The 25488-nt window shown below is 58.4% G+C and carries 24 protein-coding genes; 16 read left to right on the top strand and 8 right to left on the bottom strand.

Translation table 11 applies throughout. The features are described from left to right. The first annotated feature begins 26 nt into the window (after positions 1-26). Positions 27-839, top strand: coding sequence for an N-formylglutamate deformylase (gene hutG, locus NCR98_RS32895; RefSeq protein WP_250528562.1), 813 nt, complete (start codon positions 27-29; stop codon positions 837-839). A gap of 433 nt (positions 840-1272) precedes the next feature. On the opposite strand, the gene NCR98_RS32890 is transcribed toward hutG, so the two are convergent. From NCR98_RS32890 to NCR98_RS32880, 3 genes are all read right to left on the bottom strand, one after another. Then, positions 1273-2793 carry a DUF1254 domain-containing protein gene (locus tag NCR98_RS32890; RefSeq protein ID WP_250528561.1) on the bottom strand — a complete coding sequence of 507 codons (1521 nt, stop codon included), beginning with the start codon at positions 2791-2793 and terminating at the stop codon, positions 1273-1275. Between the two features lie 290 nt (positions 2794-3083). Continuing rightward, a complete protein-coding gene (locus NCR98_RS32885; RefSeq protein ID WP_250528560.1) occupies positions 3084-4466 on the bottom strand; it encodes a DUF1254 domain-containing protein in 1383 nt (460 codons plus the stop codon). Between the two features lie 26 nt (positions 4467-4492). Continuing rightward, positions 4493-5056 (bottom strand): hypothetical protein, encoded by a 564-nt coding sequence (locus NCR98_RS32880; protein ID WP_250528559.1) that lies wholly within the window; start codon positions 5054-5056, stop codon positions 4493-4495. 411 nt (positions 5057-5467) lie between these two features. Between NCR98_RS32880 and NCR98_RS32875 the strand changes: the two genes are divergently transcribed. Then, on the top strand, positions 5468-5764 hold the full coding sequence (locus NCR98_RS32875; RefSeq protein ID WP_250528558.1) for a hypothetical protein: 297 nt from the start codon (positions 5468-5470) through the stop codon (positions 5762-5764). Between the two features lie 201 nt (positions 5765-5965). On the opposite strand, the gene NCR98_RS32870 is transcribed toward NCR98_RS32875, so the two are convergent. Beyond that, complete coding sequence (locus tag NCR98_RS32870) at positions 5966-6607, bottom strand: 4'-phosphopantetheinyl transferase family protein (protein WP_250528557.1); 642 nt, start codon at positions 6605-6607, stop codon at positions 5966-5968. A gap of 505 nt (positions 6608-7112) precedes the next feature. Further along, a complete protein-coding gene (locus NCR98_RS32865; protein WP_250528556.1) occupies positions 7113-8396 on the bottom strand; it encodes a cystathionine gamma-synthase family protein in 1284 nt (427 codons plus the stop codon). Between the two features lie 362 nt (positions 8397-8758). Between NCR98_RS32865 and NCR98_RS32860 the strand changes: the two genes are divergently transcribed. The 3 genes from NCR98_RS32860 (at position 8759) to NCR98_RS32850 (ending at position 11715) form a co-directional block, all read left to right on the top strand. Continuing rightward, the gene (locus NCR98_RS32860) at positions 8759-9544 is read left to right on the top strand and encodes an iron-containing redox enzyme family protein (RefSeq protein ID WP_244831408.1); all 786 of its coding nucleotides are present in this window, start codon (positions 8759-8761) and stop codon (positions 9542-9544) included. Positions 9545-9731: 187 nt separating this feature from the next. Then, on the top strand, positions 9732-10577 hold the full coding sequence (locus NCR98_RS32855) for an aspartyl/asparaginyl beta-hydroxylase domain-containing protein (RefSeq protein WP_250528555.1): 846 nt from the start codon (positions 9732-9734) through the stop codon (positions 10575-10577). Then, positions 10561-11715: a fatty acid desaturase gene (locus NCR98_RS32850; protein ID WP_250528554.1), complete on the top strand. Its 1155-nt coding sequence runs from the start codon at positions 10561-10563 to the stop codon at positions 11713-11715. The genes NCR98_RS32855 and NCR98_RS32850 overlap by 17 nt, the downstream gene beginning before the upstream one ends. A gap of 156 nt (positions 11716-11871) precedes the next feature. Here the strand turns inward: NCR98_RS32850 and NCR98_RS32845 are convergent, their stop codons facing one another. Next, on the bottom strand, positions 11872-12789 hold the full coding sequence (locus NCR98_RS32845; protein ID WP_250528553.1) for a LysR family transcriptional regulator: 918 nt from the start codon (positions 12787-12789) through the stop codon (positions 11872-11874). Positions 12790-14136: 1347 nt separating this feature from the next. Here NCR98_RS32845 and NCR98_RS32840 point away from each other — a divergent pair. Further along, complete coding sequence (locus tag NCR98_RS32840; RefSeq protein ID WP_250528552.1) at positions 14137-15027, top strand: DMT family transporter; 891 nt, start codon at positions 14137-14139, stop codon at positions 15025-15027. Here the strand turns inward: NCR98_RS32840 and NCR98_RS32835 are convergent. Beyond that, positions 14999-15271 (bottom strand): hypothetical protein, encoded by a 273-nt coding sequence (locus tag NCR98_RS32835; protein WP_250528551.1) that lies wholly within the window; start codon positions 15269-15271, stop codon positions 14999-15001. The two genes, NCR98_RS32840 and NCR98_RS32835, sit on opposite strands and share 29 nt — an antisense overlap. A gap of 158 nt (positions 15272-15429) precedes the next feature. Between NCR98_RS32835 and NCR98_RS32830 the strand changes: the two genes are divergently transcribed. The 10 genes from NCR98_RS32830 to NCR98_RS32785 all read left to right on the top strand — a co-directional run bounded on the left by NCR98_RS32830 (position 15430) and on the right by NCR98_RS32785 (position 24553). Next, entirely contained in the window at positions 15430-16248 is an 819-nt protein-coding gene (locus NCR98_RS32830) for an ABC transporter permease (protein WP_244831403.1), read from the top strand. Positions 16249-16330: 82 nt separating this feature from the next. Continuing rightward, positions 16331-17335, top strand: a complete 1005-nt coding sequence (locus NCR98_RS32825; RefSeq protein WP_244831402.1) for an ABC transporter substrate-binding protein — start codon at positions 16331-16333, stop codon at positions 17333-17335. A 62-nt stretch (positions 17336-17397) separates the two neighbouring features. Beyond that, positions 17398-17871 carry a MaoC/PaaZ C-terminal domain-containing protein gene (locus NCR98_RS32820; protein WP_250528550.1) on the top strand — a complete coding sequence of 158 codons (474 nt, stop codon included), beginning with the start codon at positions 17398-17400 and terminating at the stop codon, positions 17869-17871. Positions 17872-17892: 21 nt separating this feature from the next. Further along, positions 17893-18735 (top strand): ABC transporter ATP-binding protein, encoded by an 843-nt coding sequence (locus tag NCR98_RS32815; RefSeq protein WP_244831400.1) that lies wholly within the window; start codon positions 17893-17895, stop codon positions 18733-18735. A gap of 17 nt (positions 18736-18752) precedes the next feature. Next, positions 18753-19565 carry an enoyl-CoA hydratase/isomerase family protein gene (locus tag NCR98_RS32810; protein ID WP_250528549.1) on the top strand — a complete coding sequence of 271 codons (813 nt, stop codon included), beginning with the start codon at positions 18753-18755 and terminating at the stop codon, positions 19563-19565. Next, positions 19562-20323, top strand: coding sequence for a hypothetical protein (locus NCR98_RS32805; protein ID WP_250495282.1), 762 nt, complete (start codon positions 19562-19564; stop codon positions 20321-20323). Before NCR98_RS32810 ends, NCR98_RS32805 begins: the two co-directional genes overlap by 4 nt. A gap of 22 nt (positions 20324-20345) precedes the next feature. Next, complete coding sequence (locus NCR98_RS32800; protein WP_250528548.1) at positions 20346-21197, top strand: fumarylacetoacetate hydrolase family protein; 852 nt, start codon at positions 20346-20348, stop codon at positions 21195-21197. A 60-nt stretch (positions 21198-21257) separates the two neighbouring features. Then, positions 21258-22871 (top strand): acyl CoA:acetate/3-ketoacid CoA transferase, encoded by a 1614-nt coding sequence (locus tag NCR98_RS32795; protein WP_250528547.1) that lies wholly within the window; start codon positions 21258-21260, stop codon positions 22869-22871. 2 nt (positions 22872-22873) lie between these two features. After that, positions 22874-23680 carry a shikimate dehydrogenase family protein gene (locus tag NCR98_RS32790; protein ID WP_250528546.1) on the top strand — a complete coding sequence of 269 codons (807 nt, stop codon included), beginning with the start codon at positions 22874-22876 and terminating at the stop codon, positions 23678-23680. 57 nt (positions 23681-23737) lie between these two features. Beyond that, a complete protein-coding gene (locus NCR98_RS32785; RefSeq protein WP_250528545.1) occupies positions 23738-24553 on the top strand; it encodes an IclR family transcriptional regulator in 816 nt (271 codons plus the stop codon). A gap of 54 nt (positions 24554-24607) precedes the next feature. Here the strand turns inward: NCR98_RS32785 and NCR98_RS32780 are convergent, their stop codons facing one another. Then, complete coding sequence (locus tag NCR98_RS32780) at positions 24608-24994, bottom strand: hypothetical protein (RefSeq protein ID WP_250495277.1); 387 nt, start codon at positions 24992-24994, stop codon at positions 24608-24610. Positions 24995-25488: the final 494 nt, after the last annotated feature.

Raw genomic sequence — 25488 nt, 5'->3', positions numbered from 1 at the left:
CTCGATTACCCTTCGCTACTCACGCCATGAACGAAATTTTCACCCTGACTCGCGGCGATGCGCCGCTCCTGCTGTCGATTCCGCACCTCGGCACGATCATCCCCGACGACCTGCGCGGCCAATACACGGACATTGCGCTGACGGTCGCCGACACCGACTGGCATCTCGACCGCCTCTACGCGTTCGCGCGTGAACTCGGCGCGACCGTGCTCGGCGCGCGCCTGTCGCGTTATGTGATCGACCTGAACCGGCCGTCTTCGGACGAAAGCCTCTATCCGGGGCAGACCACGACGGGCTTGTGCCCGGACCTGACGTTTCGCGGCGAGCCGGTTTATCGCGAAGGCTGCGTGCCCGACGCCGCCGAAAAGCAGCGCCGCGTCGCGGCTTACTGGAAGCCGTATCACGACACCATCGCCGGCGAACTCGCGCGCCTGCGCGAGAAGCATGCAAACGTGCTGTTGTGGGAAGCGCATTCGATCGCAAGCGTATTGCCGCGTCTGTTCGAGGGCAAGCTGCCGGATCTGAACATCGGTACGCAGGACGGGCGGACGGCAGCGCCGCCGGTGTTGCAGGCGGTCGCCGACGGGGCTGCGGAGAGCGGCTATACGTGGATTGCCAATGGCCGCTTCAAGGGCGGTTTCATCACGCGGCACTTCGGCGCGCCGGAGAAGGGCGTTCATGCCGTGCAGCTGGAGATGTGTCAGAGCACGTATATGGACGAGACGCCTCCGTTCGACTATGCGCCAGCGCGTGCCGATGCCGTACAGGCGGTGGTCGAGCGGATGGTTCGGGGGGCCGTGAAAGCGGTGGCTGGGATGTCGTCAACGACTGGTGGATGACGAACTCGTTGGAGCATCGAGCGGGCGTGCGTCAACGCAAAAGCCCAGCAGCCTTCAAGGCCGCCGGGCTTATTTCCAGTCATTGGATTGCCATCGCGGTCGCCTTTACAGATTGTTCGGTTTTCGCCGCGGCTTCGGGGTTGAGCGCTTGCGGTGCGATGTCGAGCGTTACGTGGTCGAGTTGAAACACTGACATCGCTACGCGTGCTGCGAATAGTCACGCGCGGCTTCGGGGTTCAAGCGTCAGCGTTTTGCACCTCCAGCCGCGTCGCCTTCACTATGTCGCTCGCGGGTCGTCCGGCGCGAATCAGGTCCGACAGCACGCGCAGATAAGGCGCGACGTGCGAAAGGAACCTGTACTACCCATCGCATGGACGATTCAGACCGGCTTCGCCGTCGCGCGTCACGGCGAAGCAAATGAGATTCTTTTGTTCTAGGGTGCTTGCCGAAGTTCTGGTGTGTGCCACTGATCATTTAGAAGCTCAGGCTTGGGCCAGTAATACCGCATTGTCACCATGAAAGGGCCGGCCGGCGAGGGTAGCCAGTTTGCCTCCTTGGCCTTGCCGGGTGATGTGCTTTGGACGTAGATCGTCGTACCACCATCGCGATCGGTTTTCAACGAAGGCAGCATCGGAGAATTGATCAAGTAGCGATCGATGGAGTTCTTCACCAGCAACTGGCTTGGCAAGGCATACATGGTCATCGACCAGAACGCATTGACGGGTGGCAGTTGGCCTTTCTCGAAGTGCAACGTGTACCGATGCTTGCTGCCGTCAAGTTGCTGGCCGCTCGAATCCTTTTCGAGGATCGGATAGAGCGCCTCCTCCCGCGAGTTCGCGCCGATACCAACCTGCGTACCTGTAGCCCGTGCGACATAGTCGTTCTTCAGGTACGCGCGTGTTCCGAATAACGTGTCAGTCTTCCCACCAAGGGACGCGCGCTTTAAGTCGATCTCTTTCTGACCGTCTTCCATTCCGGAGAGCAACGCCGCTTTCTGTTCCTCGGAAAGCGCGCCGACGTCGAACGGTCGTCCCGGAACGATTCCAATCGTCGTGAACCGGCTTCGCAAGTCGCTCTCCGTTGGGTTGACTGGCGTGAACTGCAAGGCGAACGCGAGTTGGTTGAAGAACTCGAGCGACGTGTGCTGCATGTCAGGTCGTAATGGCTTGATCCATTGAATCGAGGGTGCCGAGGGCGGGGCCGCGCTACCAGCAAACGAAGAAAGAGTTTGCACCCGATAGCCTTCCTGGATTGTCTTGACGTTATCGAGATCGCCTGGGTTGAAGAGCTGGGTGCGGCCAACGACACTAACGAGCTCGGTTTCTGAGCGGATAACCTGCGTGATACCGGGCGGCGGCGCTTCCTTCCAGTTGGGTCCGGCAATCAAGAAATTGCCCCCACCATTACCAGTGGTGCGAGTGCCGATATAGGCAAAGTTGAAGGTATAAAGGTCCATCAGTTGGAACACGAAATAGCGTTTCGGCTCCATTGGCGGGATCGTGATGACAACCGGCTCGGCGCGAAGGTCGAGGCCGGCGAACGAGTAAGGTGTGTCCGAGTTCGGTGTGACGAAGGCAGTGTCGTCCGGCGTGAAAACCCGAGAGATATTCAGGATGGTGTTGAAAGGACCTTTGTACTGCGGGTTGCTTGAATCGATCGAGAACGCGTACATGGTCGTGTAGGTCGCGACCATGGGTGTTCCATAGATATACGCGTCCTTGGCGACGGCTCGAATTTCATTCGTACTGGCAGTAATCGCAAGCTTCGTTGGCGGCTGGGACGAATTGATCGAGTGAGTCGTGTGGCAGGCGGTTAGTGTCACTGCAATCAGTGCGGCCGCGATGGCTCGTTTGTTGTTTGCAGTCGCGCTGCGCCGTTGCAGCGCGCAGCACGACTCCATCGGCAAACTGGTCACGGCAGTCACAAGGGAGACGAGCTTACGTGCTCTTTTCATCGCGAAGCCCTTTTTCTTTGAAGTACGGTTCAATTCACAGCAGACGGCAACGTGGCTTACCTGAATGTCCTACTGAAATGTCGCGCTCATCGAGAGTTGCATGAGATTCCCTTCGGATGACGGCTTACTTGAAATTCGTCGACCCGCCGAAGCGACGCTGACACTGGCGTGGCTGACTGTGCCCGATCGTGTGACCATCGGGCCAATGCCGAGAGCGTGCCACGTGCACCGCCGTGGGCTTATTCACAGCACGCTCCCATAGTGTTGATCAACCGTTCAATCAGTCGAATTCAACGCTTCTGCGGAACGGGAAATTTCCATGTTCCATCAAAGACCGAAGGGTCTGGTCCGTAGATTCGCGCGATGACATCATAGGGGCCGTTCGGGGCTGGCAGCCAGTTCGATTCCTTGTCTGCTCCGGGCGAAGCGTGCTGTAGGTAGATATCGAGCGAGCCATCGGCACCGTATTTGATGCCTTTGGTGCGGTCGCCGATCGAGTATCGCTTGATGGGATTCGCGACGAGGTGCCGGCCTGGCAAGTCGTACATTGTCATTGACCAGAAGAAGCGTGCAGGCGGCAGATCTTTCTTGTCGAAATGAACGACGTAAGGTTGCGAGCCCATCAATTGTTGGTGATCGGCACCCAGTCGAGTGCCGACATACACCGCCTCTTCCTTGGTGTTGCCGTAAATTCCCATCGCCGCAGCCACGGCGCGCGTCAGATAGTTTCCCTTAAGGTCGTCCCGCGTGCCGAAGAGGTCATAGGAACTGGTCGTGTGCTTCATGGCATCGTCGAGCGCGGCTTTTCCATCCGCGACGCCCGCCGCGATGCTCTGCTTCATGTCCGGCGACAAGGCAGATACGTCGAAACGCCGGCCCGGCGCAATGCCAATCTTGGCGAAGCGCCGCATGAGTTCCGCTTCGGACGGTGCGGGCGGTTGCGTGAACTGCAGCAAGAAATTCAGATAGGCGATGAAGTCGATAGACGTTGCCTTCGCCTCGTTCCATACCGGAAAGTTGAGCTTAGGCGCTGCAGCGGGAGCATGATCGTGTTCAAAGGCAGAGAGCGGCGTGACCCGGTATCCTTTCTGCACGGCCTGCATGCTCTTAACGTCCTCAGGACCGTTCAGGGCGGTACGGCCGAGCGTTAAGATAAAGTCCGTCTCCGAACGAAACACCTTGTCAACACCCTTTGGCGTTTCGCCATGCCAGTTCGGCCCTGCAAAAAGATAATGACCCGCGCCATTGCCCGTGGTTCGCGAGCCGACATATGCAAAGTTGTACGTGAAAAGGTCGATCCACTGGAACACGTAGTAGCGCTCGTCAGGGACACGCGGCACGGTCAGCACCCAAGGTTCCCGTCGCAAATCGAGCCACGCCCAGGAATAAGGCGTGTCGTTGTTGGGCGTGACAATGTCCTTGTTCTCGGGACTATAGGGCTGCGAGTAATTGCGAAATTTGCCGAAGCCGCCTACATAGCTCTTCGACTTGGGGTCGACCGCTTGCTCATACATTGTTTTGTAGTTGAACAGCATCGGGTAGGCGTAGATGAACGCATCCTTGGCGATGCCGCGCGCCTCCGTCGGACTAACCGTATCTTGCGAGTAAGCGCCGGGCGCGAGAAACGATAGGCTCAGCGCGATCGTCCCGAAACGAGTGATGACTCGATGCATGGCGTCTCGTCCTTTGACGTTGCCGTCTATCTTCCGAAAGTCATATTGAGTCCCGCGAAAATTTGCCAGCGCGGAACACCTGCGCCCGAGTGAGCAACGGAATATTGAGGTTCGACGAACGCGTTGTAGATAGTCGATCCGCCTTTCCACGCCTTTCCGGCACCCAGGCCAACTGGGATGTAGTAGCTGCCGTGCTGAAGATCGAAGGTCCAGATTCCCGTCGACCGGATATACCAACCATCGGGAAGATTGAAAATGCCGAACGGCTCCGCCGTCAATGACTGAACCGTCGGCCGGCTGCTCTGTCCGGCGAATGAATGCTGCCACTGAACCAACGCACCGATGAGCCGGGCTTTATTCGCGTTCACCACGACCGCCGCGAGCCCGGCCTGCCACTTGCCGCTTCCGAGGCTCGGGTCGGTCGCTGTCGGCAAAGTGATGAGCGGGCCAATGCCGATCTGCGTCTGTCCCTGACTGAGCAGAAAAATGTCGAAGAGATTGATGTCGCCTAGTCCGGTGTTGTAGCCGCCGGTTGGATCTGGCCTCGTGCTGAGTGGTGCCGTCAATCGAAAAATTTCAGGCACCGGCACGATGCTGTTGGGACCGACGGGAACGGTTGGTCTCAGCAGGAAGTCGTTGGTATGTGCGTGCGCGCCATGTACGCTCGGCACGTAATAGTCTTGAATGTTGAACGACGCCGCGAGATTGAGCGGGTTGTTACTTTTGTTTGCGTCATCCGCGGAACTTTGGGCGCGCGACGCGTTACCGAAAAGCAGAAGCGAGGCCGCGACAATCGTGCTGATTGTGGATCGACATCCGGCCAGCAACGATCTCGTATATCGCTCACACATCAGCCGTCCTCACAAACAGCAGACACGTATCAGGGTCGTGCGCACACGCTGGAAGCGTTCCCCGGCACTGGGAAACGACCAGCGCCGCGACCGGTTTTGGTGGCCCTACAAATGATAGATAACATTGTTGGAAGGGCAACGTCAAGATGATTGCCACCCTACGACAAACGTCGTGCAAGCGATATTCCGGACGCGCGGCTTTATGCCGAAGCATTCGATCCTGCGCGTCCGCTCGCGACGCCTGCTGGCTTCAGAACGGATAACCCGGCGATCGCGGTGGCGCTCGCGGCGGCCGCAGTGGCGCTGAGGACGAATGGTTTCGCGTTCGATTCGACGCGCGGCGAAATGCTTCATGCGCTCGATGACAACACGAAAATCCCGCTCTACGGCGGTTGCGATTCCAAAGTTTATTTCCATGGTGGCGTGTCCGTCGCACGACCTCGATAAGCACGGCCTGCTGCTCGATCGCGATGCACAGGGCAATCGAATCGGACGATCCGGCATCTCCGCGTTATCGCGATGGCACGAAGCGTTACGCGCGCAAGGAGCGGACGCGTTTTGCATTCACGGAACAGGATATCGATAAGTCGCCCGGGGTGGTCGAGACGGTTTTGGAAGGGCGTCGAAGCGGGCGCTTTTGAGATTGTGCTATGACACGATCGATGCTGAAGACCACGCGACGGCGGCGACGTAGCCTGCCGGCGCATCGAGCGCCGCGGCGCGAATATCGCCCGCCGCGCTCGATACGGCGAAGCGGCCCTCCAGACAAGGCAGCACCGAAAAGCTGGTGAGACCGAACTGTGCGCTAACCAGGCCTTCGCCGCGTGCCTTCAACACCGATTCCTTGCCGCTCCAGCAAGCGAAAAAGCTTGCGCTGCAAGCAAGTTCGGGCAGTGCATCGAGAGCGCGCCGGTCGGCATCGGCAAAAACGGCGGACTGCAGTTCGAGCCAGTCGAGCGAAGACCGCGTCTCTTCGATATCCACGCCCACGCGCCGCGATGCCGATAAGGCGATCAGTCCATAAGCACCCGAATGCGAGACGTTGAAATCCGGCGCGTGAGGCATTGCGAGAAAGGGTCGGCCATTCGCGTCGGTTTCGAGGACGAGGCCTGCGGGATCGGCATCCAGCGTGAGAGACAACACGTGTCGCAAGGCGGCGCGTACGGTGGCGAAGCGCGCGGCATCGGCCGGATGCCGATAGCGACTCGCGCGTGCGAGTTCTTGGGCGTTCAAGACGCCGGCGGCCGCTTCCGTCAACGACGCGGTTACGTCGATTTCAACTAGCCACATGTAGACGTCGTCAGGGACATCGCGATGAAGCGGAGGCTTCGATAAGCATGGTTTCGGCATGGACGATAGTTCGATGCGTGTTGCGATTTTGATGTTGACGATCCACAAACGGTCGCTCTTTCCGCGTCAGGTCGCTTCCAACAAACGGTATTGCGCAACGCTTCAAAGAGTCGACGACCGAAGCAAACGCGGCAGATCCGCAGCATCGGGGATGTGCCGTCGCATTTTGCTTGAATGTTTGCAGCTGCGCATGGGAGGGCGCGTTGACTATCGCCAGCTTTCATAGCTGGCGACAGAAAGAAGCAACGCCTCCGATGACGGTTGAGCCACCCTAGCGACATTATAAAAATAATGTCCAATCGACTAAGACTTAGAAGACAGGTTTCTCGTGAATTACGTCGTATTTCATGAGCCAGTGAACCTGGCATTGTCCGCCTACATCTTCTCCGGCACAAATTGGATCGAGGCGCCCAAGTTCAAATGGATCATGAAGAACAACGAGCCCTCAGCATTGCTCTAAAGCATTCGACAGATCGGCGATCAAATCGTCAGGATGCTCCAACCCCACCGACACACGAATGAGTCCTTCTGACACGCCCGCGGCGGCGCGTACTTCAACGGGAACACCAGAGTGTGTCGTCGATGCCGGGTGACAAATAAGCGACTCCGTGCCACCGAGACTCACGGCCGATTTAAACAAGCCGAGTCCGTTGATGAGCTTGAATGCTTGTTCGCGCCCGCCGTCGAGAACGAATGCGAATGTCGATCCCGGCCCGCTGCATTGACGTCGATACACCGTCTGATAAACCGGGTCGTCGATGAGTTCGGAATGCAGCACCTCGATCGGTGTGAAAGGGTTGTTTGCGAGCCATCGCGCGACGGCCGTGCCGCTCTGCGCTGCGCGCTCCATCCGCAAAACGAGGGTCTCCATCGAACGCGTGATCATCCAGCAAGAGTGCGGGTCGAGTTGTGATCCTAGCGTGCCGCGAATCGCGCGAACTCGCGTGATCAGAGGTTTGCTGCCGGTGACGCCTCCCGCAACGAGATCGCTATGCCCCCCGATGTACTTGGTCAGCGAATACACACTCAGGTCGATGCCTCGATTTACCGGTTGCTGAAACAACGGCCCGAGCAAAGTGTTGTCGCATACGGAAAGAGGGCGATAGCCATGCCGCGCTTCGAACGCATCGATTTCCTGACGCAGACCGTCGAGATCGAACAACGCGTTGGTCGGATTGGCCGGCGTTTCGACGTAACACATGCCGACACGGCCTTTCTTCGCTGCCGCTTCCAGTGCGGTGGAAATCGCTTCACGGGAAAGGCCATCGGCAATCACGTGCGAACGAATACCCCAGTCAGGAAGGAATTTGGAGATCAAAGTTTCGGTGCCGCCATAGAGCGGCGCGGACTGCACGACGCAATCGCCGGGTCGGAGGAACGCGAACAGGATCGCGGCAATCGCCGCCATGCCGCTAGACGTGACGGCGGCGGCTTCTGAGCCGTCCAGCAGCGCGAGACGATCCTCGACAATCTCGAGATTGGGGTGATTGAAACGACTGTAGACGAGACCGGCGCTCTCTCCTTCGGGCGAAGGCTTGCGCCCGGCGACCATATCGAAAAACGCCGCACCGTCTTCGGCCGTGCGGAACGCGAAAGTCGATGTGAGAAACACGGGTGGCTTGACTGAACCCTCCGAAAGAAACGGGTCGTAACCATACGACATCATTTGCGTTTCGGGATGCAGATCCTGATTGGCGATCTTGCGCTTGTGATAGTTGTGATAGGCCATTCGTCACTCCATGCAGGTCAGGAAGAATCGGTTCCGGCTCACATCGATCGCGCAAGGTCGCATGCACAGTGCTCCGCTCTCGGCGCGTCGATGCTCGGCCATGCTACTCCCGTCTGGATCGTGTTTAAGCTCGCAGGTCTCCATTGCCATTCGAATGCGCCGGGTTTCGCGCGCCGTGAATCCGAGTCACGCAGCAACGTTCGAGCACTCCCATCATCAAGGCGTCTTCACGGTCATCAGAAACCGTCATCAACCTTATCAATAACTTTTGTTGGCGCTATGACAGGTTGGCGGTGGAAACTGCGCGTGTTGTCTAAGTCATTGAAAGTAAACGAATTTATTTGATTTAAAAGGAAACTGAGATGCTTGATCGCACGAGCGTTCGGGACGGGTCGGCACGTCTATCGACAAAGAACTTCTCCGACGAACTAGAAGCATTAGCCCGATCCGCCATGTCGAGTGGAGCGCTCGATAACGACTTCTACTCTCTATGGACCCGTGAGCGCTTGAACGCACGGCAGATCGCAATCTTTGCGAGAAACTACGGCGAATTCAATCGCGCGTTCCCAGAAGTCTTGGCGGTGATGATAAGCAGCACGCGCAACGTGGTCGCGCAAGCGGAATACGCGAAGACGTTGTATTCGGAGATGGGATACGGCAATCCGGAGAAGGTCCACTCGATTCTCTTCGACGCTTGGTTGAGCGATCTCGGTCGCAAGATTGGAGAAGGTTCTCGTCTCGATTGGGCTTCGGTTCAACATGACTTGAAGGTTCTGCCGGAAACGCAGGCGCTCATCGAAGGAGAAAAGCGTCTTTATGGCGATGACAATGCAACTGCCGCTGGAGCACAACTGGCGCTCGAATGGCAGGCGTACACGATGCTCCGAAAACTCTATGACGGAGCTTTGGTTTACAAGGACCTATGGGAAGAAGAGGACGAGTTTCACGAGTCCTGCGAGTACTTTTACGCACACATCGGCGCTACAGAGAAAGAACACAAAGTCGAGTCCCTCAGCGCGGCGAAGCAATTCGTGTCGGACACAGACGCGCTCACGAGATTAACCGCAGGCTTCAACACGCACCTGCAACTTTTCGAGCGCTTTTGGAATGCGGTCGCCCGCGAAATGATGTCTGTTAAAAGCCACTGACCCGGCAGTTCTTCAAAAAGTCCCGCCCACGCCCGCGCGCTTATCGCAGCAAAGATTCTTGCGACAAGGGCGCTCGCGCAGCTCCATTCAAACGCTCGTTGCGGTCGAGTTTTCATGCTCGACTGCTGGCTCAACTCGGCCTAAACAATCGATGATTTCGCGAATAATTGGTAAGTCGCACTTTATTATGGCTCCGTGCGAACTCAACGCAGTTCTTGCCTTTACCGATGACAACAAGCACTACAGCGAGTTTCACTTCGGAGACTGGAAGAGCTTCGTCATTTGGAATCAAACAGGAAGCGACGACGATGGCGTCGTGCTAGAACGCGGGTCATCGGTCAGGCCGACATCACGCGGGAATCTTCTCCCTGCGCTCAACGATTGGATAAGCGCGACGTTCGACACGTCGTTGCTTCGACTTGCTCGAATTCATTCGCTTGGCGACGGCGTGTTGGTTCCCCACAGAGATTTTGTGGAATTCGCGGCTGCGCCATGGACTCGTGTGCATGTACCGTTACTGACGAATCGTATCTGTCTGCATTCCGATGGCGACACGGTCTTTCGCATGCGTCCAGACGAGATCTGGTTTCTCGATGCATCGAATCTGCATTCGGCCATCAATTACTCGGCTGAGCGCCGCTTGAATCTTTGTCTCGACTTTGATTTGGACAAGCTGCCCATCGAGAGCGTATTCAATGCCGGTGCGGGCTCAACCGGGCACGTCGCGAATCGGCCCGAAGTCGTGCAGCGAATGCCTCTGGGTGATTCATTCCAGGAAGAGCTTCGTTCACTCGCCGCCACGCTCACTCTTGCAAACTTTCATCAGGCGGTTGGGCTTTTATCGAAAGTCCATTTCTTTCGGCAAGCGCATATCGCCGAGTTCTTCGAGTGGCTGCCTTACGTAGCGGAACATTCGCGCGACGCCTCGTTGCGATCGAAGGCAGATCGCTATGTTCGTTTTCTCCGCGACGAACGCAGCGTTGGCGAGCGCTTCACGCTGCAAGACGAGGTGCAAATTGGCCTCGACGCGTGAAAGTTATCAGGTATTTCCGTGGTGGACAGCCAGGTTCTGGACCTGGTTGACAGGAAAGCCGGCGCCCGGACAAACACCTCTGTTCGAACCGACGCCGACGCTTTACGCCTTGAGTGCGGTGGCGACTTATTTGACAGGTCTCTCGCTTGCCGTCATTGCCTTCAAGACCGGAGGTCCGTGCTTCATTCTCGCGCTATCGTGCGGCTGGATTATGGCGGTGAATGGAGCGCGTCGCATGATCAGCACGGTCGCGCACCAGTGCATTCACGGTCGCTTTACAGGGATAGCTTCTCGTGATCTTTTCATCGCCGATCTTCTCGCAGTAATGACGCTGACGCAGACCGCGAGTGACTATCGTGAAGAGCACTCCAACCAGCATCATCGGCCTGCCGTATTCACCACGATCAGTGATCCGGCTGGCGCCTTCTTATGGCGCGCTGGCTTTAAGTCTGGAATGTCGGTCAGGGCACTCTGGCTTAAGCTCTTCGTCACTCTGCTGTCGCCGCGATTCCACGCCTCGTTCTTCATGCATAGGCTCATGAGCCTGGTTCGAAATCTGCCACCGAAATTCAAGCTAATCGCTGCGGCTGGCGGTGCACTAGCGTGTTGGGGCGCAATTGAACTCTGCCCCGTAACAGCGCTGGTTTTCGGCCTGCTGTTTCCAATCGTTGTTCTTTACCAAATAAGCGTGCTGCTTGAATTTATCAGCGAGCACGCGTGGTTTGTGCCGGCGCAAAGGTGGGATCAGCCTAAGTACATCCATGCGACGCATTCGTGGGGGCGTTTTTGCGGACGAAGAACTCCTGAGCGGGACGAAAGGCATGTCGCGCTTTACGTTTTGTCCTGGATTGCATGGGCCGTCGAGCACGCGATTTACCATTTGCCAGTCCGTTTGTTTGTCATTCCCGGCGATCTATCGCAACACGATTTTCATCATCGAATGCCATCTACCTTGCGCTGGACTACCGCAACGTACGCACGAGAAGAAGACCTGAGATCGGGTGACTCACGTTGGCCTCCTTACCAGGAGTTCTGGGGTCTTCACAATGCGATCGCGCATGTCTTCAATGGCATAGCTAAGGCAGCTTCGCATGTCGATGCCGGTACTTCAGATGCGGCGAGCGAAGCGGGGATCTGAAGCCGTATCAAGACGAGACCGCCGAAAAGCGTGTCTCGCCTAAAGACTCACCGCACTTGCATCGAGACAAAGACGCATTTTTTGTCACCGCGCGTAGGCGAGTAGGCGCGATGAAGCCGTCAGCCCGGACATCCGCAGATGGCTTATCTCGGCTCGTCAGTCGATAATCGCCGGAGCAGTTAAAGACTGTATGGTGCTGACTTTGCGCTCGCACAGACGTGCCGCAAAATGCTTGCGGATGATTTCGGAGACGTTGCGAACGACCGGTGATACATCGGATCGGCGTGAATACAATTCAATCGCGGTCGGCTCCAACGTCGGAAAACCGTCCGACGGTTCCAAAACCCGGTGATGCTCGGTCACGGCGCTCTCGATCATGATCGACACGGCACTGCCGGCTTCCACGGCAGCGAGAAGTCCCTCGTGATTCAAACTCGTGTAGGCAATGCGCCAATCTTTCTTTTTCGCGTCGAGCGCTGCGATTCCCGCGCGCCGATAAAGGCATCCGTCTGGAAACACCGCCAGCGGCACCGGCTTTTGCTGATAGACGTCGCTACCCTGTTTGCAGACCCACATCAAACGCTCATGTCCCAAGGGCAAACCGTCGGGGCGGGAGGGATATTTCGTCGCGATAACCAGGTCGATGTTTTCAGTCTCCATGGACTCAAGCATCTTCCAGCTATGGCCGCAGCGGATTTCCATTTCGATGTTAGGAAACGTCGTCCCAATGGCGCCGAGAATGGGCGGCAACAAGCACGACGCGAATGTTTCCGAAGTCGCGAGCGTGAGTTTGCCGGCCGCAAGGCTATGCTTGAGCGAGAGAAACGCGTCTTCATGCGCTTCGATCAGCCGCTGGGCGATTCCGACGAACCGCTCGCCGATCGAAGTTAGCGTTACGGCGACGGTGTCTCTTTCGAACAGGCGCTCGCCTATCGATTCTTCGAGACGCTTGATCTTCATACTCACAGCCGACTGAGTACGGTGAAGACGCGCGGCCGCCTGCGTGAAGTTGCGCGTGTCCGCAACTGCAACGAACGCTCGGACAAGATCTAAATCAAAGTCTTGTGGCCTCACCTGGCCTTCTCCCTAAACAACGCGTGCGCCAAGTCGGCTACGGCGATTTCTCTCATGTCGATCCAACATCCGGTGCGCCTTACGTGCTTAACCAAGTTCGAATCTGCACGGCCGCAGTAGTTGAGTCTGCTCCGTTCGACCTTGTAATCGCGAAATAACGAAAGTTATAGTCAGTGGATTCAGGTATTTTACCTCGTAAAACCGCCCAGTCAGTTATAAAATTCACCGCCGCCTAGTTTTAGTATGATTAATAATTTAGTCCTTACCTGCTTGATACGGACCTTCACGTGATGCAACCCGTCAGGCGCTTCTATCGCCGTAGATCGCACGGTGGCGCCTAAACGAAAACCGCGAAAATCGAGGCATCCTCAAAGGTTAGCTCCATCATATTATCAACGCCAAAAATGGTGGGGCGTCATCAAGGTTATATTCAGCAATTTTGGCCTTTGAATAAGGCAAAGCTTCTTGATGAGCGGTTGCTCAGTGTTGATGAACGGGAGCGATCCAGCGATGGCCATCTGTAAAGGGCGTCGTATGGCAGCATCGATCTTTGTGAAGTAAAGGCTCGAAGCTTATTTAAGAGCTGCTATTGATCCTTGCATCGACTTAAAAAGAAGGAAGATTCGCCAATAGCTTTATTTGAAGGGCGCCGCAGATCCAAATCGGTAACAAGTCGAGCGTCAATCTATAGCTTAAATGCGCATGAGCCGTCCAATCGCGATTAAAATCGACCAGTTCATACGAATAATCGAAGCGGGCAAATCGACGAATTTAGCAGCATCGAGAAAACACACTAGCACCACGCGCCGACGAAGCCTGCAAGTGCGGAAAGGAGAGGAACAGAAGGTTGTTCACGGATGCCAAAACGCGCGAGTCACGATAAACGAAGAAGGGAAGCTAAGATTGATTCCTGCGCCCCGGCCGGCTTGGCGACCGACCGGGGCGCAGGGCAGACAAGGCTCTGCTTGCTTATCGACTGCTCTCTCAGGTCCCTCACGCGCAAACGAGATAAGCGATACGCTGTCGCTCCAGTCGCTCCCTCCGACTTCAACGAATCTGGGAACGCTCACGCAAGGCGAACGCTACGCGTCACAACATACGCCCGCGCAAAAGGCGAAACGTCTTGTGACAAATTTTCGTATGCGTGCTTTCTAACGGCCAATTCATAAACTTCATTAGGCATATCAGCAACGTGAATGGGTCATCGGAGACCGTCACGTAGGCCGTACGAGTTGCCTTTGCTTCCGGCCGAACTCATCTCTATGGTGAATGGCCGCCATCAGGATAATTCGTTGGGCGGTATTAAAAGAAGTCTGTAGATTTCAGGTAATTTAGCAGGGAAGGGCAATGAAAGAGCGTCGCGGAATTTTGGAACTTGTCTTTGCCATGCTTCTTTCGGGAAGCATCGGCATTTTCGTCGTTTCCTCGAATCAGCCACCCGCGAACGTCGTTTTCTTCAGATGTATTATCGCGTTCATTTGTCTAGTTCCGTATTGCGCTGCCCGTGGTCTTATCCGCCGAGAGTATTTTCAAGTCCGGCTGCTTTTGCCCATCATCGTCTCGGGAATCTTTCTTGTTCTAAATTGGCTGCTGCTGTTCAAAGCTTATCCGCTTATCGACATCGGGCTGGCTACGGTCATTTACCACGTCAACCCGTTCCTGGTGATTTTGGGCGGCGCCGTGGTCCTCCGGCAAGCGGTAAGCCGGAACGACATCTTATGGTCGGCCGTGGCGTTCGCCGGTTTGGTCTGCCTGGTCGGGACCGCCAATGGCGCTCTAATGCTGGGCTCGAACGTGTTTGCCGGCGTCGTCCTGACGCTCTCAGCCTCCGCGCTGTACGCCGGCACAGTGTTGCTGTCTAAGGCTTCCGCGGGCGTTCCTCCCGCTGTCGTCGTCCTGGTGCAGACAGCGGTGGGTTCGCTGTTACTCGCTCCGCTCGCCGATTTCTCGGCTTTGCCGACGAGCACCAGCGAATGGGCTTGCCTCGCGACCCTCGGCGTCGTTCACACGTTTTTTCTTTACTGCCTGGTGTTCTCCGCGTATCAGAAACTCAGCGTCAAGGCGATCGCGATACTTTCGTTCATCTATCCGCTGTCCGCCGCTGCGTTCGATTACATCGTCTACGGCCATAAATTCAGCATGGGTCAATGGCTCGGCGCGGGACTGGTGCTGCTGGGTATTCTCGGCGTCAAAACAGGATGGGCGCCGATCAAACTGCGGCGCGCGATGGCCCAGTGAGTTGGTTGCCCATCGCGTTTTCCAATGCCGCGCACTCCTTCCCGCGACGATAGAACGATGAAACGCATCCGCGCGGAATAACGTCGACAACGAGATTCATCGACCCATCTGCGTCAAATCCCACATCGATGTTCACGTACATCAGCGCGCAGCGACGGCGTTGATCATCGAAATCCGCTTCGCCAGCGATGAAGCCGTCGACTGAGAAATCAGCGTAAGGCTCACCGGCCACCTTTATCCGCAAGCGACCGAAGTTCCTTCCCAAACTTACAGTTCTCTGGGTTTGCCCCAATGTTCAACCAACCAAGATTGAACGACATTCAATCTAAGAACGGCGCTGAATCTTCATGCGGTTGCCGTTTATCAAGGCATCGAAAAAGTTCTGCTTCGGGAGCGTTCTTCATGAATCAAGCATCGGCGCGAGCACCGGCGACCCATCCACCTTCGGCGGCGCTAAGGCGCGCGAAGCGGATCGGCTGGCTATGCCTGCCACCGTCGACGTTCATTGCGCTCATCGTGCTATGGGCGGTCGCCATACCTGTATTCAAGATTCCGCCTTATCTGGTGCCTAGCCCGGCAGGGGTGTTCGCGCGCATCGTCACCGACTGGCGGGATATCTGGTCGAACTCGCTCATCACCATCGCGGAGATTTTGCTGGGCTTCGGCGTAACGGTGGTGACCGCCATCCCGCTTGGTCTTGCAATCGCGCTTTCGCGAGTTGCGCGGCAGATCGTGTATCCGCCGCTCATGTTCATGCAGCTGGTGCCAAAGATCGCGGTCGCGCCGCTCTTTCTCGTGTGGCTTGGATTCGGCATGGAGTCCAAGGTGCTCTTGACCGTGTTGATGACCTTCTTCCCGCTCTTGCTCGCGAGCATCAGCGGATTCCAGATTCTCGACACTCGCTTGCTGTACCTGACGAAGTCGATGGGCGCATCGTCCTGGCAGACCTTCCGCTTCCTTCGCCTTCCCGCGGCGCTGCCCGTGATTTTCTCGGGTATCAAGACTTCCGCCACGATCGCGTCCACCGCGGCAATCGTCGCCGAGTTCGTCGGCTCGAACAAAGGGCTGGGCTACGTGCTCCTGCGCGGGACCAGCACGATGGATGTCGAACTGACCTTCGCCGTCCTTGCCGTCCTCACGCTGATCGGCATTGCGATCAACTATGTCGTCGAATTCGCCGAATGGGCCATGACGCCGTGGCAACGTGCGAAGTTCAACTGAGGTCAACGCTCGCGCATTGGCCTAAGGCCAGTCGCCTACAACAAACGGACCGAGCGGGTCCAACTACACAGGGAGCGCGACTATGCGCAGCACCATCGGCAAACTGTCTTCGGCAATCTTGACTTGCGCGCTCGCGACGGGTCTATGCGGGACGGCCGTCGCCGACACCGAGGTTCCTTTCCAGCTGAACTGGACCGCAGGCGGCGCGAACGCCGGTTTTGCGGCAGCGGTGGCGGAAGGGTTCTATAAGCAGGTCGGGCTCGACGTGAAAGTGACCGAAGGCAACGGCTCCGGCAATACGGCGCAACTCGTCGCAAACGGGCGCGCTCAACTTGCCTATGCCGACGCTGTCGCCGTGAGCCAGCTGATTGCCAAGGGCGCGCCGATGCGAGTCATCGCCACGATCTATCAATCCAACCCGAACGAAGTGTCGGCATTGAAGAAGTCGGGCATCAAATCGATCAAGGATCTCGCCGGGCACAAAGTGGGCGTTCCTTCCGGCTCCTCGCAAACGACCATGCTTCCGCTTTTCCTGCAGGCAAATGGCCTCAAGGAGTCGGACGTGACGCTCATCAGCATGCCCGTGGCAAGCATGGTGCCCGCGCTGCTGCAAGGCCAGGTCGATGCGATCCTAGGTTCCATGGATTCCTACCAGTTGCAACTCGAAGCCCAGGGCGCCGAACTCGTGAATTTCCGGTTTGCGGATTATGGCGTTCCGACGGTGAGCACGTCGATTTTCGCATCCAACGAATATCTAAAGGCCAATCCGGATCTCGTGAAGAAGTTCGTTGCCGCGAGCCTGAAAGGATGGAGCTTCGCCATGGATAACCCGGCGAAGGCGGTAAAGGATCTCAAGACGGTGTTCCCCAACGTCAACGAGAAGCTCGCTACCGCCGAGTTGGCCGCCATCACGCCGTTGTTCTGCAGCGGCGGCGCCAAAAGCGTAGGCAAGGCCGAGGATGCGTCATGGACCAGGACGCAAGATCTGCTCGCACAGGTCAAATTGCTTCCCGCCGGACAGAATCCGAAAACGTACTACACGGACGACTTCTTGCCGCCGGCGAACCAGTTGCGCGCGTGCAAATGAGCCGTCCGTTCGGGCAGACTTTTTCGCACGACGGATATCGAATCACGACTAACGAGAAACACATGGGATACCGCTACTCGGATCTTCACGTAGGCATGCAATTTCGCAGTCCCGGACGAACGATCACGGACGCGGACCTCGTCGGGTTCGCGGGACTGACGGGCGACTTTTCGGAGTTGCACACGAGTGATGTGTACGCCAGAGCCAGCCAGTTCGGGCGGCGCGTCGCGCACGGCATGCTTGGACTCGCGTACGCGCACGGCTTGATGTGGGCGCGCACCGGCGAGTTGCGCGAGACCGCGATTGCCTTTCTCGGCATCAATGACTGGAAGTTCCTCGCGCCGCTGTTCATTGGCGACACGATGTTCGTCGACTACGCGATCAAAGAGCTGCGCGACAGCAAGTCGAAGCCCACGCAGGCCATCGCGCTCTTCGACGTGAAGCTCGTGAATCAGGACGGCGAAGTCGTGCAGCAGGGCACCAAGGCGCTTTTGTGCTCCAAGGTGCCGCTGGCCGCGGTCGAGAAGTCCGCCTGAATCAATGACATCGAGCCGATCATGCCTACTTCCGTACACGACGATATAACGCCGGCCGGTGTGCCGATCCGCATCGAGAGCGTCTCGAAGACTTTCGGCGAGGACACGGAGAAGCCGTTTCGCGCGCTGAAGCCAATCAGCATGAACATCGAGGCGGGCGAGTTCGTGTCCGTCGTGGGACCGTCGGGCTGCGGCAAGAGCACACTCATGCTCATGGTCGCGGGTCTGCTTGCGCGCTCCGACGGGACGATCGTGGTGGGCGACCGGACTGTGGACCGGCCCGTGACGGATGTCGGCATCGCGTTTCAGGATCACCTGCTGCTCGACTTTCGCACGGCGATGGAAAACGTGCTCCTGCAGGCCGACATTCGCGGATTGCCCCGTGACAGGATCGAAGCGCGGGCGCGTGAGCTCTTCAACCAGTTGCGTTTGCAGCCTGCGGTCGACAAGTATCCCCGGCAGCTTTCCGGCGGCATGCGCCAGCGCGTGTCGCTAATTCGAACGCTGGTCCACGACCCTTCGCTCATTCTCATGGACGAGCCTTTCGGCGCGCTCGATGCACTCACGCGTTTGCAAGTTCGCATGGATCTCGAAGCACTGTGGATGCGGCGCCGTCCCACTGTGCTGTTCATCACGCATAGCGTCGAAGAAGCCGTGGGACTGTCCGATCGCATCTTCGTCATGAGTCCGACACCGGGAGAAGTGGTGGACGAGATCGTCGTCGAGCTGCCGCGCCCTCGGCCGATCGTGCTCGGCGACGCTCCGGAGTTTGCGCGCTATGTCGACAGCATCTATGGCCACTTCGCACGCATGGGCGTGTTGCGCGGTATCGACGTTCCGCGTTCCCGCAGCGAGCAGACGTGAAGAACGGAGACCTTTTCATGGACACGTCCGGTTCGCCTCCCATCTCACACGCTGATGCCGCGAGCGAAGTCACCTTGTGGATAGACGGCCATGTCGCGGAGATCGGGCTCTCGAACGGCCCGCTCAATCTCGTCACGCGCGCTCTGCTGCGTTCGCTCAACAAGGCGATCGACGCACTGGAGGCGCAAGCCGATCTGCGGTGCGTCATCGTGCACGGCGGCTCGGCGCGGGCCTTTTGCGCCGGCAGCGATATCAAGGAGTTCGCGGAAATCTTCGCCGACGCGAGCGAGAAAAAGATTCTTTTCGAGGACATGGTGCTGCGGCGACTCGCCCGATTGCCCGCGCCGACCATTGCCGCAATGGACGGCCCCGCGCTCGGCGGTGGCCTCGAACTCGCGCTCGCGTGCGACCTTCGCGTTTGTCGTGCCGAGGTGGTGCTTGGACTGACCGAGTCGCGTCTCGGCGGTCTGGCAGGTAATGGTTCGCTGCGACTGACGCGGCTCATCGGCCCGGCTCGCGCGAAGGAGATGCTCTTCACCGGAAACACGATCAGCGCGCAACAGGCGCTGGCCTGGGGACTCGTCAACCGTATCGCGGAGACGGGCGCCGCACTCGAAACAGCACGCGCGCTGGCGCTCGAGATCTGCGCGCGCGGCCCGCTGTCGAACCGCCTGGCCAAGCAACTCGTCGATGCCGCGCAGGATCAGCCGCTCGATGCCGCGTTGTCGCTTTCAACCGTCGTTCAGCAAAGGATCTTCGACAGCCACGACCTTCACGAAGGCGTCGCCGCGTTCTTTGCCAAACGAGAACCCGAGTTCCTCGCACGATGAAACCCGACAGCCAAACCACGCCGGATAGCCTTGCTGCCAGCGCGCCCACGCACGACATGCCCGGTGCGACCAGCGCCGCGCTGCTAGGCCATGGCATCGTTCTCGTGTGGAACGACATCGAATTCGAAGGGCGCGAGCAGTTCTACGCGTGGCACGACAAGGAGCACATTCCCGAGCGGCTCGCCATTCCTGGCTTCAGGCGCGGCAGGCGATTTCGCCGGGCAGGCCATTCGCCCGAGTGGTTGACCATGTATGAGGCGGCCGATCTCGACGTCATGGTTTCGCCCGCATACATGGCGCGCCTCAATGCCCCGACGCCCGCGACCACGAAGACGCTCACGTACTTTCGCAATACCTCGCGAGCAGTTTGTCAGCCCGTTTGCAGTATCGGCGAGAGCAGCGGTGGCTATTTGTTTGCCGTTCGTATCGACCGGACGGGCGCCGCGGACAACACGCCGGAAGCTTACCTGCGCGACGTGGCTTTTCCACAGGCGATGCGCGCGACCGGCGTGCTCGCGTGTCATCTCTTCGCGTCGGATCAGGCGAGCTTCTTCGACACCGAAGAGGCGCGCACGCGCGAGTTCGATGTTCCGGCGTGGATCGTTCTCGTCGAGGCATCGACGGAAGAGGCCGCAAGCGAGGTGCATGCCCTGATCGACGTTTCGCATTTGCGCGATGCAGGCTTGCACATCAGGCCCGACGCCGCTGTCTATGCACTTGAAATCTGCCGCCTTGGCGCTTCCTCGCACCAATCCTGAACTCAACCCGCTCAACCCGAACATGAAACTCGTCCGACACGGCCAGCCCGGCCAGGAACAACCCGGCATTCTCGATGGCGACGGTCGCGTGCGCGATCTCACTGGCCATTGCGATGACTTCAATCCCGCGTTCTTTGCAAGCGGCGGCATCGAGCGCTTGCGCGCAATCGATCCGCACACGCTGCCCCTCGTCGATGCGTCCGTGCGCCTCGGCCCTTGCGTGGCGCAGCCCGGCAATTTCATCGCGGTCGGCTTGAACTACGTTCAGCACGCAATCGAAACCCATGCCGATATCCCAAAGGACCCCATTCTCTTCAACAAGGCGCCGTCCTGCATCTGCGGACCCGATGACGACGTCATCCTGCCTAAAAATTCCGTCAAGTCGGACTGGGAAGTGGAGTTGGCGTTCGTCGTCGGCCAGGAAGCGTACTACGTGAGTGAAGCCGAAGCGCTGAGCCGTATCGCGGGTTACTTCATCTGCAACGACGTCTCGGAGCGCGAGTTTCAACTCGAACGCAGCGGTCAGTGGGTGAAGGGGAAAATGTCGCCGACCTTTGGCCCCATCGGTCCGTGGCTCGTTACCTCCGACGAGATCGAGGACGTGCAGAACCTCGGCTTGTGGCTCGAACTCAACGGCGAGCGCATTCAGAACTCGAACACGAACGACATGATCTTCACCGTCGCGAAACTCGTGTCGGACATGAGCCAATACGTCCGTCTCATGCCCGGCGACATCGTGACGACAGGCACGCCGCCCGGCGTAGGTCTCGGCATGAAACCGCCGAAATACCTGAAGCCAGGCGATCGCATGCGGCTGGGTGTCGAAGGCCTGGGCGTACAAGCGCAGCGGGTCGTCGAATGGCGCGACCGATGACCGGCGCGACAGCCTGACGAGACCGATTTCCCATCCCGAATACGGAGCGATCAGCGAACCATGGAACGAATAACCGCGGACGAAGCGGCTCAACTCGTCGCCGATAACGATGCCATCCTGATCAGCGGTTCCGGTGGCGGGCATTCCGTGCCCGAGGCGCTTCTGGCTGCCGTCGAGCGCCGCTTCCTGGCGGAACGGAAGCCGCTTGGATTGACCTCGGTGAGCATCGTGGGTGTGGGCGACCGCGGCGAACTGGGCGCATCGCACCTCGCTCACGAAGGTTTGCTGCGACGGGCCATTACAAGCGCGCTCGTCGATTCGCCGGGACTCGTAAGACTCGCGGCGGAAGACAAGATCGAGGCTTACACATTCCCGCAGGGCGTGCTGTCGCAATTGATGCGCGAGATGGCGGGCGGCCGTCCGGGTCTCTTCACGAAGACGGGCTTATACACCTTCGTGGACCCGAGGCAACAGGGTGCGCGGCAAAGCCCCTGCACGCCGCCCGCTTTCGTCGAAGTGACCGAGATTGCCGGCGAAGAGTGGCTGTTTTTCAAGCACATTCCGGTCGATGTCGCGTTCCTGCGGGGCACGACGTCCGACGAAGACGGCAACGTGACAATGGAGCAGGAAGCCGTATTCGGCGAGATGCTAGCAATGGCGCAAGCGACGCGGCGCGCGGGCGGCATCGTCGTGGTTCAGGTGAAGCGCATGGCGCGAAACGGTACGCTGCCCGCCAAGCACGTCAAGATTCCCGGCATTCTCGTCGATTTCGTCGTGGTGGAACCGGGACAGCGCCAGACCTACGCGACCGACTACGACCCGAGCTATTCCGGCGAGTTGCGTGTTCCTGTCGACCAGATCAGACCGCTGCCGTTCGGGCCGAGGAAGGTCATCGTCCGGCGCGCGGCAATGGAATTGTTCCCCGAGGCGATTTGCAACCTGGGTGCGGGCGTATCCACGGGGCTATCCACCGTTGCGGCCGAAGAGGGGCTGCTCGAAGCGGTGCATCTGACCAACGAGCAGGGACTGATCGGCGGCGCGCCCATTACGGGTCGCGATTCGGGCGGCGCCCAGAACTTCGCCGCGATGATCGAACAACCGTCGCAGTTCGACTTCTACGATGGCGGCGGCCTCGATCTCGCCTTCCTCTCGTTTGCCGAAGTGGACGCTCAGGGGAATGTGAACATCAGCCGGTTCGGCGACAAGATCATCGGTGTTGGCGGCTTCATCAACATCAGCCAGAACGCGAAATGCGTGATCTTCAGCGGAACGCTCACGGCGGGCGATCTCGACATTGGCTGGGAGGACGGGAAGACCGTCATTCGCAGGGAAGGGCGGCACATGAAGTTCGTGCCGAAACTCGAACAGGTTTGCTATAGCGCCCGGATTGGTCAGCAACGCAAGCAACTCACGCTTTTTGTCACCGAACGGGCCGTGTTTCGCGTCGGGCCGCAAGGGCTCGAGCTGATCGAGATCGCTCCGGGGCTGGATGCCGAACGCGATGTCGTCGCCCACATGGGTTTTCGGCCCGTGGTGTCGTCGCAGTTGCGTGAGATGGATGCCAGACTCTTCGAACCGGGCGTAATGAACCTGGCGCAAGACGTGCGCGCCAAGGCGCGTCGTCACCGTAGCCAGCGCGTGGCGCAATGGTACGAATCGCGCGGGAGAGGCTGAACATGGCGGACAGCATTCAGATTTCAGGCGCAACGCGTGTCTATGGCATCGTAGGCGATCCTGTCGTGCAGGTTCGATCTCCGGCGGTCTATACTGCGCGCTTCGCGCAGGAAGGCATCGATGCCGTGCTCGTCCCTCTGCACGTCCATGCAGATCGCTTCGACGACGCATTCCCCGCGCTGCTGGAGATTGCGAACCTCGATGGCTTGCTTATCACCGCACCGTTCAAGAAGCGCGCTTGTGCGTTTGCCCGACAACTCGGCGTGGCCGCGAAGACAGTCGGCGCGGTGAATGCGCTGCGGCGCGAGGCCGACGGTTCGTGGACCGGCGACATGTTCGACGGCGCCGGTTTCGTGCGCGGCGTCGAGGCGCGGGGCTTGAGGGTCTCCGGCAGGCGCACACTGTTGTTCGGGGCGGGAGGCGCGGGCAGCGCGATTGCCGCGGCGCTTGCCGAAGCCGGCGTCGCTTCAATCTCCATTCTGGATATCGATGCCGAGCGCGCGGGTATCGTGGCAAGAAACTTGAGCGAAGCGTTTCCGCATACGCGAGCTGCTGGCGTATCGGACGCGCGCGGCGAGTTCGACCTGATCGTCAACGCATCGCCGGTTGGCATGTCCGCGGGCGACGGCTTGCCCGGCAACCTCGGCCCGCTGAAGAAAGACGTGCTCGTGGGCGATGTAGTTTTATCGGAAGAGCCGACGGCGCTCATCGCCCATGCGCAGCGATTCGGCTGTGCATGGGTCAACGGAAAGGACATGCATTCCGGTCAGATCGAATCCATCACTTCGTTTTTTCTGACCGATAGATAGCATGTGTCGTCAGTGGCGCACGCGGCGAAATTTCAACCTCAACACGTCTGGATCGCTATGTCGCATGTTCCCGCTGAACGGTGTCTGGAAATCATCGCGCTCCTTGCCGAGGGCGCGAACACCTTGCCCCTCGGGGAAATCGCCGAGCGCCTGTCATTGCCGAAGAGCGGGGCACACCGGCTGCTTTCGACGCTCGTCGATCTTGGCTGGGTTGCCAAGGAGCCCGACACCGGCTTCTATCGGCTGACCATGCGCCTTGCGGTCATGGGGCAGCGGTTTTACGCGGCCACCGGCATTCCGAACATCTGTCAGCCGGTACTCGACAGGCTTGCGCACGAGACGCGAGAGTTCGTGCGTCTAGCCGTTGCGGACGGCGACACCCTCGTCTGGCTCGCGCAGGCGCAGGGCGCGACGGCAGGTCTCATCTACCAGCCACCCAGTTCCGCGACTGGGAGAGTCACGGTCTACTCGACGGCAACCGGCAAGGCATGGCTCGCTTCGATGCCTCGTGACCGGGCGATTCAAATCGTGGCCAGCATGGGCTTCGGCGAAGCCGACCGGCAAGGACCCAATGTCGTGCGGTCTATCGAGGACCTTTTGAAGGAACTCGCGCTTACGGAAAAGCGTGGCTATGCGATTGCGGTCAGCGAGGCCGAGCCTGGTGTTTCGGCTGTTGCCGTGCCGATAAGGGTGAACGGTCTTGGAACCGCGCTCGGCACGGTCAGCGTTGCGGGTCCAAGTGTTCGCATGACGACCGAGCAGATCGAGGAAATTTCCCCGAAGTTGCAGAGTACGGCGTCCGAACTCGCGGAACTGTGGCCGCTGAGACCAAGCGGGACCGCGCTGCGTGAGCGAACGACGATGGTGGCTTGAGAGGTCCGTGGGTGACTGTGGAAATCGGATGCATCGAAAAGAATTTCACGCAGGCTATGTGACATACAAAGGATGGCGGAGAACGTAATCAGGGGATGAACGTTCGCCGATCTTGTGTTCTTCGACGATAAAACCTAAGGCCATCAAAAGGGGCGGGAGAAATACACAGGTGATTTCACCTTGTATGTAAGCCCAATGTGCGAGATAGCTTCCTTCGTCGCTAAAAATATTTCTGCACGAGGCGCACCTGGTAAAGCCGCCTTTGTATGGCAGGGCTTTGCGAATCGCCTCTTGTATCATGTCCAGTCTTTCTATCGACGCGCGCAAATCCTGCTCGGCCAGCCTGCGTTTATCGTCATCATGGGCCTGATCCAACGCGCACCATGCTAAAGACACGGTGATAAGGGCATAAGATTCTTGCTTGCGGAGGCCTGCAGCCATCTCATGGGGTCCCGGTCCACTTCGCTTCGTCAGCGAGCGTAGCGCACGAATGGCTTCGTGCTGGCGTCCAGGCGTCTCGATAGTTGTTTGTCTTATGTTACAGGAGTTTAAGTGGCCGCTGATGGGGGGGCGCTGGGCGGGGTTTGTTGGAAGGCGCTGGATTAGCGCTTCGTGTAATTTTCGTTTCGACGTCCGGCTTGGATTTTGCGGTTCGTGTCAGGTGCGAGAAGGCCATTTAGCAAATGGTGGCTGGGATCGTTGTGAGCGCTGTAGCGGGTGGCGTTGGTGACTGGTCGAACTCGTAGCCGTGCGGGAACTTTGTGGCTTCAGGGAAAGTAAGCTTGGATCGGAAGTGTTGCGTCGTTTTGTGGTCGGCTTGACCTTATTATACATAATGTAAATTATCGATTATCTGACTGTAGGTCCCAAGTTCAAATGTCGTGTTTCTGCCAAGTAGAGATGTCGCCTTTTGGCTTAAGTTCATTGCCGGACAA

The organism is Caballeronia sp. GAWG2-1 (assembly GCF_023631405.1).
GTDB lineage: Bacteria > Pseudomonadota > Gammaproteobacteria > Burkholderiales > Burkholderiaceae > Caballeronia.
The sequence above is the reverse complement of the archived record's forward strand: the minus strand, read 5'-3'. Positions and strand labels throughout refer to the sequence as shown.